The following is a 13,719-nucleotide window of genomic DNA, read 5'->3' on the forward strand; positions in this document are numbered from 1 at the left end:
ATAAGATACAATGACAACAACTAACAAAATTGCACTGGTTACCGGTGGCAGCCGCGGCCTGGGAAAGAACATGGCCTTACACCTGGCTAAAAAAGGTATTGACGTAATTATTACTTACCACAGCAACAGAACAGCCGCACTGGAAGTAGTGGCGGCTATTGAAGCCGGCGGGCAAAAAGCCGCCGCATTACCATTGAACACCGGCGATATTAAAAGCTTTGATGGGTTTATTGAAGCGCTAAAAAGTATTTTAGCCCAAAGTTTTAACGCTACGGCTTTTGATTTTTTGATTAATAATGCCGGCATTGGTATGCATGCCTTGATTGCCGATACTGATGAAGCCACTTTTGACGAATTGAATAATATTCATTTTAAAGGTGTTTTCTTTTTAACCCAAAAAGCATTACCCATGTTGAATGATGGCGGCCGCATTATTAATTTATCGAGCGGGCTGGCCAGGTTTAGCATGCCGGGCTTTGCGGCTTACGGCGCTATGAAGGCTGCCATTGAAACACTTACCCGCTATATGGCCAGGGAACTGGGCAGCCGTGGCATTGCCGTAAACGTGGTGGCACCCGGCGCTATTGAAACCGATTTTGGCGGCGGCCGTGTAAGGGATAACGAAGAGATGAATAAAATGGTGGCCAGTATTACCGCATTAGGGCGTGCAGGCCTGCCCGATGATATTGGCGGCGTGGTAGCTTTTTTGTGCAGCGAAGAAGGCCGGTGGATAAACGGGCAAAGAATTGAGGTTTCGGGCGGGATGAATTTGTAAGCAGGAAGTGGCCCGCAGATATCGCAGTTTTCGCAGAAGAGAACATAGATGTTGAATAGAGTGCGGGAATGGCCCGCAGATATCGCAGTTTTCGCAGAAGGGAACATAGATGTTGAATAGAATGCGGGGAATGGCCCGCAGCTATCGCAGTTTTCGCAGAAGAGAACATAAATGTTGAATAAAATACGGGGTGGCAGGTTTGAAGAAGTACTTTGAACCTGCCATTTTTATTTGTTGTGGTATTGACGGTACCTTTCAATTTCTTCTGTTATTTCATGTTTCAATTCTTCTTCGGTGGGCAGGTACAGTTTGTATTTAGACGCAAAGAGTTGTTTGCTTTGTTTAAGCACCGAATATTTTACAATGGTTTCATTTTTTTGCGAACAGAGAATAATACCGATGGTGGGATTATCGGTAGTTGTTTTTTCATTGTCTTCCCAATAGCGTACATAGAGGTCCATCTGCCCAATATCCTGGTGGGTGAGTTTGCCCAGTTTTAGATCTACCAGTACAAAACATTTAAGGATGTAGTTATAGAACACCAGGTCAACATAAAAATGATCGTCCTCTGCACTTATTCTTTTTTGCCTGGCCACAAAAGAAAAGCCCTTGCCCAGTTCTACAATAAACTGTTGCAGTTTACTGATGATGGCAGCTTCAATATCTTTTTCATAAAAGTTGTTATTGGCAGGCAGTTGTAAAAATTCAAGCACATAAGGGTCTTTAATAAAATCAAGCGGTGATGATTTTTCTGTTTTTTGATCGGCTTCTTTTTTTACCGCTTTTTTATTTTTAGAAGAGAGAATACGCTGGTAGGTAAAAGTATTGATCTGCCTTTCGAGCGAACGGGTACTCCAGTTACTGTCTGCTGCTTCGTTCATGTACCAGGTTCGGGCGGCAGTGTCTTCTACTCTCATCAATAGGCGGTAATGTGTCCAGCTTAATTCGTTACGCAGTGCGTAGCTTTTTGGTGCCCGGATACTTTTTACATCCTTATCCTTCAATTGGCTACGCACTGCGTAGCTTTTTGGTGCATCAATGAAAGTAAGGTAAAATTGTTTAAAATTTTTGACATTGGCAATAGAAAAACCTTCGCCAAAATCAGCAGTAAGTTTTAGGGATAGCTCTTTTATAGTTGCTTCTCCATAGCCCGCTCTTTTCTTGCCTTGCTGTTCTTCTTCCACAATACGTTTACCAATTTGCCAATACGCCATTACCATGGTAAAGTTTACTGCCCGGCAGGCGGCTTCTTTTGCCTGTTGCAGGATATTTTTTATCTCTCCGTATAAATTGTCTTTTTTTTCCGGCTTCATCGTGTATCAATATGGGTAGTATGAATATTGATAAGATGAGCCGGCCACCATGCCGGTTGCATTATTGATTTACAAAAAATTATAAAGGAGTACTGTTGTTTTGCGACGCTTACCTACTTTTTCACCAGTATTAATGCAGAAGGTATGCCGGAAAGCCATGGCAGTTTTAACTCTACCAGTTTGCGCCAGCTTTCTTCGCTGATGAGCAGGAGTTGTTGTTGTGCTAAAAATTCTTTTGCTATACCTGCTTCGGTAATATATTGTACCGATGTTTTGTTTGCTGTAAGGCCGGCGGGCAGTTTTTTAAATGCTGCTGCATTATCGAATATTGTAACTTTTGCGCCGGTATTGTTTACCAGTTTTTCCAGGTAGGCCAACAGCCAGGCATCGGCTGCAGCTAAAGCCGGTACAAAAATAGTGCTGATCTGCTGCAAGCCTTTATCGATAAAAACACCTGCAGGTATATTGATTTTAGAGAGTATCACCCGGGTGCGTTCGTCAAAAGGGGCTTCTTCAAAAAGGCTTTCTTTACCGGTTACCTGGTCCAGCAGTCTTTCGGGATTAATGATCTTTGCTGTAAAGCCGAGTATGCGTCCCAGTAAGCTGCCTTCGTAAATAGAGCGGGCCACCCCCATCAGCAACAGGTCGTAATGGCCTTCGTTGGCCACATCCACAATTTCGGTATCTATATCAGTAGCGGCTTTAAAGAGCGGCCTTATAGGCTGGCCTATTTTTTTGCTTTCGTCAATTATTGGTGCAAAGCTTTCTTTTTTGTATTCATCAATGTTGTAGAGGTGCAACTCGTTTGTACGGGCCAGGTGCATGGCGGTAACACTGGCATTGCCCCTGGTTTTTTTAATAAACCCCTGGGCTACCCGTAACAGGGCCCGGCCCCGCCCGGCATTGTTGAACGAAATTAGAATATTGTATTGCCCTGCTGCTTTTATCTTTTTTTGGGCAGCAAATTTACTGCGGAAGAACCAGCCGATAAGGTCGAGTGCAGGGCCCGTCATAAAAGTAGTTACCAGGGCCATTATCACCATCATGGCAAACAGTTCGGGTTTTAACACCCCAAGGTCGTACCCGATATTTAATACCACCAGTTCCATGAGGCCACGGGTATTCATAAGAGCGCCAATGATGAGGCTGTTCTTCCAGTTTTGGCCCACCACTTTTGCTGCTATTGCACTGCCGATAAATTTTCCTGTAACGGCTGCCAGGATAATAAAGCCGGTTACCTTCCACAGGTACACATCGTTTAACAAACCAATTTGTGTACGCAGGCCGGTAAATACAAAGAATAAAGGGAGCAGCAGCACCAGTGCAATGTCTTCCACTTTTTCTACAAACAGGTTCCTGAATTTTGCATCGGAGGGCATAATGGCACCTGCCATAAATGCGCCAAACAAGGCGTGTATGCCAATTACCTCGGTGGTATAGGCTGAGATGATAAGTGTTAAAAATACCAGGGCAATAACACCTTTGCTCAGGTGCTCTTTGGCTACATAGAGGTCGCCCACACGTTTTAAAAACGGCCGCACTATGTATATCATCAGCATTACGTACGCACCTGCCAATGCAATGGTATATAACGCACTTACAAATGACCCGGCTTTTACAATGGCAATTACAGCTGCCAGTATACACCATGCCGTTATATCATCTGCTGCGGCACAGGTAATTACAATGGTGCCCAGCCTTGTTTTGTGTATGCCTCTTTCCTGTATAATACGTGCCAGTACCGGAAAGGCAGTAATACTTAACGATATGCCCGTAAATAAAGCAAAGGATATAAAGCTGATGCCCTGCGGTGCAAAGTGTGGATAGATGAAATATGCCAGCCCGATACCTAATGCAAAGGGAAAGATGATGCTGGCATGGCTGATGACCACCGCTTCGTGGGCTTTGTTCCTGAGTACTTTCAGATCCAGCTCCATGCCCACCACAAACATAAAGAGTATTAAACCAATCTGGCTGAGGAATTGCAGGTTGCCCAGTGATTGCGCCGGAAATAAAAAGGCACTGAAGCCCGGAAAATATAAACCTGCCAATGAAGGGCCGAGAACAATACCGGCTACAATTTCGCCTATCACCGAGGGTTGCCCTATTTTTTTACATATCCATCCAAACAAACGGGCTACCAGTATAATGGTGATGATCTGCGCCAGCAATAAAGCCAGTGGGTGGCTTAAATTATTTACCAGTCCGTCGATAAAATCGTGCCATTTGTTGCTGGTATTTTTTGCCGCACTGATATTTCTGCCCTGCTGCAAAGTAACACCCTGCTGCAGCCCCCAATAAATAAGGGCCGAAAAACCGCCGATAACAACGAGGTAAAAAATACTGTTTTTAATAGATTTCATGTTGCTGCATGATGGAACAAATTGTACGCCACTATTGCAACATAATAAAAAAATAATGTTTGCCGCATTAATTTTTTTAATGTTGGGTATTTAATAATACTACTAAAATACCCATTAGCCACATTGCTTTGTTTTTTTAATAGGATTACATTTAAAAATAAAAAAATGAAAAAAATCTTTTTACCGGTACTGGCTTCATGCGCTATTTTATTTTCCTGTACCAACGAAGCTGCAAAAACAGCTACCACAGATACTTTTAGTTTAGACTCTGCCAAAGCGGCCATTGCGGCAAGCAATGCCACTTATGGTGCCTGCTTTGCCACCGGTGATTCTGTTGCTTTTGTTACTCATTACACCAGCGATGCCTGCATATACCCGGCCAATATGCCAAAGATGTGTGGCCCGCAGGCGGTGAATGGTTTTTTTACGGGAGGTTATAAAATGGGTATCCGTAACCTGAAGCTTACTACAGCCGAAGTAACGGGTGGTAAAGACGCCGTGGTGGAAACCGGTAGCTATGAAGTGCTGGGTGATAAGGGTGTTTCTTTTGATAAAGGAAAATTTATAGTGGTATGGAAAGAAGAGAACGGCAAATGGAAAATGCACCGCGATATCTGGAATACCGATCTGCCGGCAGTGGCTCCGGCTAAATAATACGGCGTTGTTGTATACAAAATAAAGGCCCGGCACATTGAGCGCCGGGCCTTTGCATTTATTTATAATACCGTTATAGCTTTATTATTTTTTCATTAAGTATAAAGGCATCGGCTTTTACCTGCAGATTGTATATACCTGCTGCAAATTTATCGAGCAGCAAAGGCATAATAGTGGTACCGGCATTAAATTGTTTATTGCCTTGTGCCACCACTTTTCCGCCAGCATCGGTTACCTGGTATTGTACAGTGGCTGGTTTGCTTATACTAAGGCTAAGGTTGGTTTGCCCGCCGGTGGGGTTGGGATAAACCGATAATGAACCGGGAGCTGTATTATCTTTTAGTTTCAGCATATCGCTGTAGCTTATACGGCCATCTTTATCTGTTTGTTTAATTCTATAGTAGCGTACGCCGCTTAAAATACTGCTCTCTGTAAAGCTGTAGTTGTTTTCACCATCGCCGGTGCTGCCAAGTGTACCGGTGGTAATAAAGTTTGTGCCATCGGCAGAGCGCTGCACTTCATAATTCATTATACCTTGTTCCTGCACCTTCCAGGTAATGGTTGCCTGTTTGCGGCTGTTGAGTTGTGCCTGTATCATTACCCATTTTACCGGCAGCAGGGTGGTGGCATTTACTACCATCTGGTCGCTGCTGATGCAGGTACCGTTAGTTATGGTCCACTGAAATACGTATACACCGCTTGTGGTCATACCGGTTATGGAAGTGGTACGTGACGACGGGGTAACAATATTAGCAGTAACGGGGCCGCTTACCTGCGACCATAAACCTGACCCCACTACGGCAGCATTACCCGCCATGTTTGACACTCCCATACCATAGCTTATGCCCTGATCGGGGCCGGCATTAGCAGCTGTTGGTGCTGCTGTAACGGCAACCGGTGTGGTAACGGTAGCGGTTACACACGATCCCAGGGTATAGTTAAGGCTGTAAGTTCCTGTGGCAGCAGTGGTGGCAGCTGTGATAGCCGGATTTTGTGCAGCACTGCTGAAAGTGTTTGGCCCCGTCCATGCATAGGTAGCTGTGGCAATAGTGGGTGTTGCGGTAAGGTTAAGGTTAGTGCCTGCACATACCGGTGTGTTAGATGCTGCAACCGGTGTAGTTAATGCCGGTAGTGTTATTGCCGCTGCTGCTGCAGTTTTTACACCGCCTGTTCCGCTGGTTGCGCCAAAGGCAAGGTTAGAGTTGGTTGTGATACCATTAGTGCCGCCTGCCACTGAGCTGCCTGCTACTATTGCCCCATTGGTGTAGATCATGCCGCCAGCACCGCCACCGCCCGGCCCATGCTCGGGGTTACCATCGTTGGCTGCGCCTGCATCTGCTATTGTGGGCCATGCATTGCCGCCATTGCCGCCAATGGTGTTTATAGTAAGTGTTGCCAGTGATGCGGTTACCGTAGCCGTAACATACACGGTACCGCCGGCACCACCGCCGCCGCCGCCATCATTATCTACCGAACCGCCGTTAGCACCATTGGCACTAATTGTGCCTGCATTGGTAATGGTATTTACTTTAAGCAAAACAATGCCACCACCTCCGCCCCCGCTGGAGCTGAGGCCGGCTGCCAATGCACCTGTACCATCATTGGTAGAACCGGCGCCACCGCCGCCACCCATTATGATGCGGCTGCTGGCCAAAAATGCAGGTGCCACACCGCCATAACCGCCGATATTTAAATTAGAATTCCATGATCTTCCGCCGCGGCCACCGGCACCGCCATTGGCACCACCGCCACCGCCGGTATTTTCATCATTGTTAGCCGGGTTGGCATCTGACCCACCACCACCGGCATTGCCCGGAGCACCGTTAGCATTACTGCCGTTGGGGTATCCTTCCACACCGGTATTAACCAATGCAGTACCATCATACACGTATCTTGGTGTGCCACAAATACCTTCGCCTTTTGCGCCATTGTTATTTACTGTTGCAAGGGTTCTTATATCAGTATTGGCACCAGCACCACCGCCTAACTGGCGGCCACCGCCACCACGAAAGCCGGTGGCATTGGCATTGATACTTCCTGTGGTATTCATATTAAGCGTGCCATTTACATCCAATGCAATAATGCCACCTGTGGTACCATTCCATTTGGTGGCAGTTATACTGGTGGCAGCATTAATGGTAAGGTTGTTATACCTGGGCACCCGTACCACCTGGAATACTATTTTTCCCTGTGTGGCGGTAGCCGCAGCATTGTTGTAGGCATTGGTGGTGCCGGTTAATAGGTTCAATGTTCCGCCGGCAAGCGGAACAGCATTTATTGCAATAGCAAATTCGTAAGTACCTGCGGTAGATACAAGGTAGCCAGATGCCGGTGCACCTGCCACCCCATCGCCATAAGAAGTTGTGTTGGTGGAGTTTTGCGTGGCTTCCTGCATTTGCATGATGAGCACCATATCGCCGGCAGCAATTGTTGTGGCTGCACCGGTGGCTGTGCCCAGGGTGATTGAAGTAGCACCTGCGGTGATACCTGCACTACCGGGATAATAGGTATTTAAAACAGTGTTGGCTGCGCTAACGGTTTGGTTGGCAAAAGTGCAGCTTTGGCCGTGTGTTTGAACAGTAAGGAACAGGCAGGCGCATAAGATTGCCAGGGCAATGGTTTGGGTTTGTTTCAGCATTGTAGTAGAAATTCTATGGTTAGTAGATAGAATTCTACACGAAAGTATTAAAATGCCTTTTTTTACAATTTATAAATCACAGTTATTTGAGAAAAACTTTTCCACGCATGTTAATATTGTTGTTTAGACATTAAAATCTCTGATGCCGCATGGCTGCTGCTTGTAACGGGATTGCGGCAAAGTGTGTTATAACACATTTATTTTTTCAGTGGCTGCCTTTTCCAGTAGGTTAAACTTCGCCAGCACCATTCCAAAGGACCAAAGCGGAAAAAGTGTAACCAGATATGGCTCCATATAATTTCGAGCACCCACACCACAGCTACCACATAGTAAATTTCGTAGCGTTGCAGTTTGCCCATCATGCCAAAGCCTATGCCCAAAAAGAAAAGGCCGCAGAGGAATGACTGCATGAGGTAATTGGTAAAAGCCATTTGCCCTACCGGGCGCATAATTGCAAACAACCATTTAAATATTCCTGATTTATACAATAACATGATGAACCCGAAAATACCCAGCGACCGTAATGTTCTTGATATTTCGTAAAAATCAAAAGCCTTGTGCTTTGTCATTTCAAAAAAGTTGAATTTATATTGAAACATCGGTTGCAGCCGTAAGTAAGAAATGAATAACCCGGCACCGAGCCCGACTATAAAAAGTGCCCAGTATATTTTTACTGAAGCATTACCTGTTAATACACCATTCTTAAAAAATGCCATACCAATAAACATGAACAACAGCACATCCCAGAGGCCATAGTAGGTATAATAGAATTCTGCATTGGTGCTGGCATTGCTGAGGTTGTTGTATGTTTCTGCATAAGTACCCGTTAACTGCCGCAGGTTTTTGCGCATTTCCTTTCTTAATCCCGCTGTATCCGATCTTTCTTTTATGCCCGTCATGGCAGCCAGTTCTTCTTTTTGTACATCGGTTAGTTTTGTTTTGGTAGTATCCAGTTTTGCAACGGCTTCCCCTTTGGCAATTACGCCTTTTTGTTTGTACAGGTCACGGTTTTCTCTTACCGTCATCAGTAATAAACAAATGCCGGCGGCAATCAATAATCCTTTTACCGGTGTGCGCCGAAAAACAAAAACAATAATGCCGCAAATGGCATACTGAAATAAAATATCGCCGGGCCATAGTAATACAAATGCATTTACCAAACCAAAAAACAGTAACCATAACTGGCGGCGGATAAAATATTCTGCCGGCATCAGGCCCTGCACTCTTTTTTCCAACCTTGAAACAAAGAGCATGATACCTGCGCCAAATAACATGGAGAAAATCGCTCGCTGGCTACCTTCTAAAAAGAAGTTGATGAAATACCATACTTTCTGATTGACGGTACCCAATTCGTTGTTGAGTGTAAGGTTATCAAAAGCAGGTTCGGGCAAACCGAAATAAGGAATGTTCATCATCAGTATACCCAGCAGGGCAATACCCCGCAGCGAATCGATGATAATTATTCTGTCTTGCTGGGCGACAGGTGCCGCCTGTGGAATTGGGGTAGTTTCTGCATTCATATTGTTGGTTGTTGAGTCAGTTGTAAACCTGCAGCAATGTGTTGTTGCCGTAGTGATACACATACCAGTTTCTCAATAATTAGCGGGTAAAATAATTAAGCAGGGCTGCAGGACATTATAATGGAAACACCAACAAGATAAGCAACGGGTTGCAATAATGCAATAGGGTACAGCGGACAGGGGATGCAGTGGGAAAATATTTATGGTGTGCTGCTATATAATCATGACCACAGTGCCTGCAATGATGAGCAATGCCCCGATAGCTGCTTTCCAGGTAAGTGCCTCGCCTAAAAATACAACAGATAAAATTACGGTTAATGCTACACTGAGTTTATCTACCGGTGCTACCTGCGATACTTTTCCAATTTGTAATGCTTTAAAATAAAATATCCATGATAAGCCGGTGGCAATTCCGGAGATAATTAAGAAGATGATGTTTTGTTTAGATAAACTGCCCAGGCCTTTTGCTTCTCCCCTTGCCAATACAATACCCCATGCCACCATTAAGATAATGATAGTGCGGATGGCCGTTGCTAAATTTGAATTAACGCCTGTGATACCAATTTTTGCAAAGATGGCAGTAAGTGATGCAAATAACGCTGAAAGTAAAGCATAGATCCACCACATGTTTTTTAAATTTATTGATGATTAAAAATTTATCCGGGCAGATAAATTTACCACTCTTCCGTCTATAGGGGCCCATATTTGTTTGAATACGGGATTAGCGGGTGCACCGGAAGATATAATGCTTTCTTTTTTTGTTTGCCTGTAATCAAAAAGATTTTCGCAGTTTAATACCAGTGCTACGTTTTTAATATCGTAACGCATCATTGCAGCACCAAACAGATACCCCGGTGTAGTATTACCGTTATCCAAATATTGTTTGCCTGTATAAGACGCTTCCACGCCTGCCCTGAAGTGTGAAGAAAATTCATACGCAATTACTGTGGCAAATTTATTTCTTGCACTAAGGCTTACATTGGGATGTGCTGCATCATATAGTTGCCGGGCATAAGTGTAGGTGTAACCAAAATATATTTCCAATGCATCGTGTGTGGCTGCTACATAGGTTTCAAAACCCTTTGTGTTGAGTGGTTTGGAGGCGCTGGAAAAAGAAATAACGCCATTGGGAATAGTGAATTCCACCAGCGGATCTTTTATTTCCGTTACATAAAACATCTGGTTAACAGTAAGGTGCCAGCCGTTGGCTACTGTTTTATAATTGATATCCCAGTTGGCACCAGTTGATTTTTCTGCTTTTACATTAGTGCCCGGATAAAAGTTAGGATAATCTCTTTCGTCAATATCACTTGCAAACTGCGAAGGAATTTTATAGCCATAACCACCTCCTAACCGTGTGGTGAAATGAGAATTTATTTTGTACAGTAAAGATAATCTTGGCAAAACAAAATTGCCGTACACATTATGATTGTCTACCCGCAGGCCTGCTTCGGCAATAAATTTTTGAGTGATCTTCCAATCGTCCTGCACAAAAATACCGGCGGTAATGTAGTTGTAATTATCAAATCTTGTAGAGTCCGGGTTTTTCTTTCTGAAGTTTTCGCCACTGAAGTTGATACCGCCAACGATATTGTGTTTAGTCAATTTTTTAAAATACGTGAGCTCACTAAAATAGGAGAGTTGCTTTGCCTTCATACCAAATACATTGGTGGTTATATCACGGTTAAAAAAACTGGTGGTGCCTTTTAAGGTAAGCCTGTCGTTAGTATTCAGCCTGGTTTCTATTTCTGCATCAACGGTATTTCTCAGTGATTTATTCTGAATAAAAAACTGGTGGTTGTTATCTTTTGTTTGATGTAATACCTGCATATCGCCACCATTCCTGTCCTCATAAGTTAGGTTGTACCCCACAATCACCGTTTGTTTTTGATTAGGATAGAAAAATAACCTCGGGTGAAAGAAAATAGTTTTAAGATCGGGCACATCACTGTAGCCATCTTTATTTACATCTACCGCACGCTGGTAAGTACCGCCAGCAAATAGAGTATATCCTGCTTTTTTATTCCGGTTACTTAAAAATAAATTGAGGTTGCTTTCTTTTAAAGTAGATTGATTGATGGTGATACTTCTTTCAGGGCTGTTGAGTTTGGGTGATTTGGAAATTAAATTCAGCATGCCTGCAATGGCACCACCGCCATACAGGGTAGAGCTGGAGCCTTTTACAATTTCGATTTGTTTAAGATCGAGTGGCGGAATTTGTAAGATGCTGAAGCTGCCACTGTAACCACCAAATAAGGGCAGGCCATCTCTTAATACCTGGGAGTATTTTCCGGGCAAGCCTTGTATTCTTGCATCTGCATTACCGGTTGTAGCCGATGTTTGCTGAATTTGTATACCTGCCACATCGCCCAGTAAACTGGCAATGTTTCCGGGTTTAATACCATTTTCTTCTCCTACTTCTTCGCTTCCTAAAACTTCCACTTTAGTGGGTAAATCTTCAATACGGCTGTTGGTTCTGGAAGAACTAACAATTACTTCTTCCTCTTTTTTTTCTGCTTTTTGTAAGTAGATTATTTGCGCTGTATCTACACCGGGAACCTGAAAACTTACCGTTTGATTTTCGTAGCCCACAAAAGAAAAGGTAATTTTTATTTTACCTGCTGTAAGATTTGCAAACGCTATTTTGCCATTATTGTCTGATGCGGTTGCTTTGGTACTGTTTTCAATTTTTGCAGAAACGCCCTGTAATATTTCTTTGGTTTCTGCATCTTTTATAACACAATTAAAGTTATGCTGTGCAAAAATATTGCCGCTGATGATTAATAATGCTGCGGTTAATAAACTACTGATCTTCATGCTTTATATTTTAAAACGCTTTTCTTCAGGGTATCACTGATGGTTATTCTTTTCCTACTACTAAAACCTGGAAGGTGCCTGCTTTCATTTTAGGCCTTCCTTTTTGGCCGGGTTCCATTGGTTCCAGTTCGGCTGCCGGTAAATAAATTAAATGGGTTTGATTATCTAAGGCAATGGTTCTGGCGCTTTTTTTAGTTACCACATTTTCTACCCATACAAATTTTGAGGCGCTTTGTTCATGTATCACACTCATGGTTCCATCGGCACCATTGGCCGTGTAAATATTTTTTGCAGCAGCATCAAATGCCACGCCATCGCAACCATCGCCAATGGTGATTTTATCTACAATGTTTCCATTGGTGGCATCAATCACCATCAATAGTTTTTCGCAGCCGGCAAATAATCTTTTGGTGGTTTTATCAAAAGCCAGGCCTGTAGGGCCATCGCCCGGTGCAATGCTCCAGTGGTTTAATACCTTAAATGTTTTGGTATCAATTACCACGATCTCATTTTTATCTTCGATGTTTACAAAGAGCTTTCCCATACCATCGCTTACAGGTGTTTCGGGCTTGCCGCCCACCTCCACACTATCAATTACTTTATTTTGCACCGGATCGATGATGCTTAAATTTTTGCCCCGGCCATTGCAGGTGATTATTTTTTTAGAGAAGGGTTCGTAAATAATCGCATCCGGGTTTTGCCCGGCAGCAATTTGCGCCAATACTTTATTTGTATTTATATCAAATACCGTAACGGCATTTAACCTGCCGTTGCTGGTAAATCCTTTTTTCTCTGCCACATCAAAAGCAATACCATGAACGCCGGTAGTATTTTCAATTACACCAACAGAGTCGCCGGTTTTTTTATTGACTATGTTTACCTGTGTGCCGTGACTGACATATAACCAGTCGTTAACCGGGCCAACTTCTACATAATCCCACCCGCCGGTGCTGGCAATAGGAAGTGTATTGATAACATGCAAACCGGTTGAAGATTGTGCTAGTGAAAGTGAGGCAACAACAAGTGTTGCTATTAAAAAGAGAACAGCCTTTTTCATGATAAAATTTTGACGCAAATTAAACCAAATACAACAGGCTGAATTAAATCAAATGTTATTACAATGTAAACAAGCAGGTAGCCGGGTAAATTATTATTGAATTATTTTTCCTGTTTTATCAATGTAAAATTCTTTACCCTCTTTTTTTACTTTGGCCTTACCTGCTTTAAATTCTTCTGCAGCCTCGTATACCAGCGGAATAACTTCTTTACCATTTTTATCTACAAAACCATAGTTGCCACCGGCCTCCATAAATTTGGTGTTGGTGGCTACCACCGCCATCCCTTCCTGGAAAAAATTTACATAGCTGTATTTAAAAGGGATGACCAGTTTATTTTTTTTATTGATAAGGCCAAATTTTGTACCGTTGTACACCCAGGCTTTATCTACGCCGGCAAAAAAATAAGTAGCAGTAATGTATTGTGCAGGAATTACAATTTTCCCTTTATCGTCTTTATAGCCATACAAACCATTATTGGCTTCAAAGGGTTTTAGATTTTGTGCGTTACTAACCAGCGAGAAAAAAAGCAGCAATAAAGCAAACAGAGGTTTCATACCATAGTTTTTGAAAGATAAAGCAAC

At 43.3% G+C, this 13,719-nt stretch carries 10 protein-coding genes; 2 read left to right on the top strand and 8 right to left on the bottom strand.

Features of this window, described 5'->3' with window-relative positions:
• Window positions 1–10: 10 nt before the first annotated feature.
• Window positions 11–775, top strand: coding sequence for a Rossmann-fold NAD(P)-binding domain-containing protein (locus ACYVM0_RS24755; protein ID WP_460561747.1), 765 nt, complete (start codon window positions 11–13; stop codon window positions 773–775).
• A gap of 227 nt (window positions 776–1,002) precedes the next feature.
• Here ACYVM0_RS24755 and ACYVM0_RS24760 read toward each other — a convergent pair whose 3' ends face one another.
• Together ACYVM0_RS24760 and ACYVM0_RS24765 are read right to left on the bottom strand one after the other, a co-directional pair.
• On the bottom strand, window positions 1,003–2,088 hold the full coding sequence (locus tag ACYVM0_RS24760) for a PDDEXK nuclease domain-containing protein (protein WP_460561749.1): 1,086 nt from the start codon (window positions 2,086–2,088) through the stop codon (window positions 1,003–1,005).
• Between the two features lie 113 nt (window positions 2,089–2,201).
• The gene (locus tag ACYVM0_RS24765; protein WP_460561751.1) at window positions 2,202–4,451 is read right to left on the bottom strand and encodes a cation:proton antiporter domain-containing protein; all 2,250 of its coding nucleotides are present in this window, start codon (window positions 4,449–4,451) and stop codon (window positions 2,202–2,204) included.
• Between the two features lie 165 nt (window positions 4,452–4,616).
• Between ACYVM0_RS24765 and ACYVM0_RS24770 the strand changes: the two genes are divergently transcribed.
• Window positions 4,617–5,105 (top strand): YybH family protein, encoded by a 489-nt coding sequence (locus tag ACYVM0_RS24770; protein WP_460561753.1) that lies wholly within the window; start codon window positions 4,617–4,619, stop codon window positions 5,103–5,105.
• A gap of 73 nt (window positions 5,106–5,178) precedes the next feature.
• Here ACYVM0_RS24770 and ACYVM0_RS24775 read toward each other — a convergent pair whose 3' ends face one another.
• The 6 genes from ACYVM0_RS24775 to ACYVM0_RS24800 all read right to left on the bottom strand — a co-directional run bounded on the left by ACYVM0_RS24775 (window position 5,179) and on the right by ACYVM0_RS24800 (window position 13,692).
• The gene (locus ACYVM0_RS24775; RefSeq protein WP_460561755.1) at window positions 5,179–7,743 is read right to left on the bottom strand and encodes a T9SS type A sorting domain-containing protein; all 2,565 of its coding nucleotides are present in this window, start codon (window positions 7,741–7,743) and stop codon (window positions 5,179–5,181) included.
• 197 nt (window positions 7,744–7,940) lie between these two features.
• Complete coding sequence (locus ACYVM0_RS24780) at window positions 7,941–9,263, bottom strand: DUF418 domain-containing protein (RefSeq protein WP_460561757.1); 1,323 nt, start codon at window positions 9,261–9,263, stop codon at window positions 7,941–7,943.
• A 213-nt stretch (window positions 9,264–9,476) separates the two neighbouring features.
• The gene (locus ACYVM0_RS24785) at window positions 9,477–9,890 is read right to left on the bottom strand and encodes an EamA family transporter (RefSeq protein WP_460561759.1); all 414 of its coding nucleotides are present in this window, start codon (window positions 9,888–9,890) and stop codon (window positions 9,477–9,479) included.
• Window positions 9,891–9,911: 21 nt separating this feature from the next.
• Window positions 9,912–12,080 carry a TonB-dependent receptor gene (locus ACYVM0_RS24790; protein ID WP_460561761.1) on the bottom strand — a complete coding sequence of 723 codons (2,169 nt, stop codon included), beginning with the start codon at window positions 12,078–12,080 and terminating at the stop codon, window positions 9,912–9,914.
• A gap of 43 nt (window positions 12,081–12,123) precedes the next feature.
• Window positions 12,124–13,137, bottom strand: coding sequence for a YncE family protein (locus ACYVM0_RS24795; RefSeq protein WP_460561763.1), 1,014 nt, complete (start codon window positions 13,135–13,137; stop codon window positions 12,124–12,126).
• A gap of 93 nt (window positions 13,138–13,230) precedes the next feature.
• Window positions 13,231–13,692 carry a WG repeat-containing protein gene (locus ACYVM0_RS24800; RefSeq protein ID WP_460561765.1) on the bottom strand — a complete coding sequence of 154 codons (462 nt, stop codon included), beginning with the start codon at window positions 13,690–13,692 and terminating at the stop codon, window positions 13,231–13,233.
• Window positions 13,693–13,719: the final 27 nt, after the last annotated feature.

The organism is Ferruginibacter profundus (assembly GCF_054783275.1).

Bases quoted from the DNA above. Each gene is read 5' to 3' on its own strand.
- ACYVM0_RS24800 (WP_460561765.1), bottom strand. From the start codon at position 13,692: ATGAAACCTCTGTTTGCTTTATTGCTGCTTTTTTTCTCGCTGGTTAGT.
- ACYVM0_RS24785 (WP_460561759.1), bottom strand. From the start codon at position 9,890: ATGTGGTGGATCTATGCTTTACTTTCAGCGTTATTTGCATCACTTACT.
- ACYVM0_RS24775 (WP_460561755.1), bottom strand. From the start codon at position 7,743: ATGCTGAAACAAACCCAAACCATTGCCCTGGCAATCTTATGCGCCTGC.
- ACYVM0_RS24765 (WP_460561751.1), bottom strand. From the start codon at position 4,451: ATGAAATCTATTAAAAACAGTATTTTTTACCTCGTTGTTATCGGCGGT.
- ACYVM0_RS24770 (WP_460561753.1), top strand. From the start codon at position 4,617: ATGAAAAAAATCTTTTTACCGGTACTGGCTTCATGCGCTATTTTATTT.
- ACYVM0_RS24760 (WP_460561749.1), bottom strand. From the start codon at position 2,088: ATGAAGCCGGAAAAAAAAGACAATTTATACGGAGAGATAAAAAATATC.
- ACYVM0_RS24780 (WP_460561757.1), bottom strand. From the start codon at position 9,263: ATGAATGCAGAAACTACCCCAATTCCACAGGCGGCACCTGTCGCCCAG.
- ACYVM0_RS24790 (WP_460561761.1), bottom strand. From the start codon at position 12,080: ATGAAGATCAGTAGTTTATTAACCGCAGCATTATTAATCATCAGCGGC.
- ACYVM0_RS24755 (WP_460561747.1), top strand. From the start codon at position 11: ATGACAACAACTAACAAAATTGCACTGGTTACCGGTGGCAGCCGCGGC.
- ACYVM0_RS24795 (WP_460561763.1), bottom strand. From the start codon at position 13,137: ATGAAAAAGGCTGTTCTCTTTTTAATAGCAACACTTGTTGTTGCCTCA.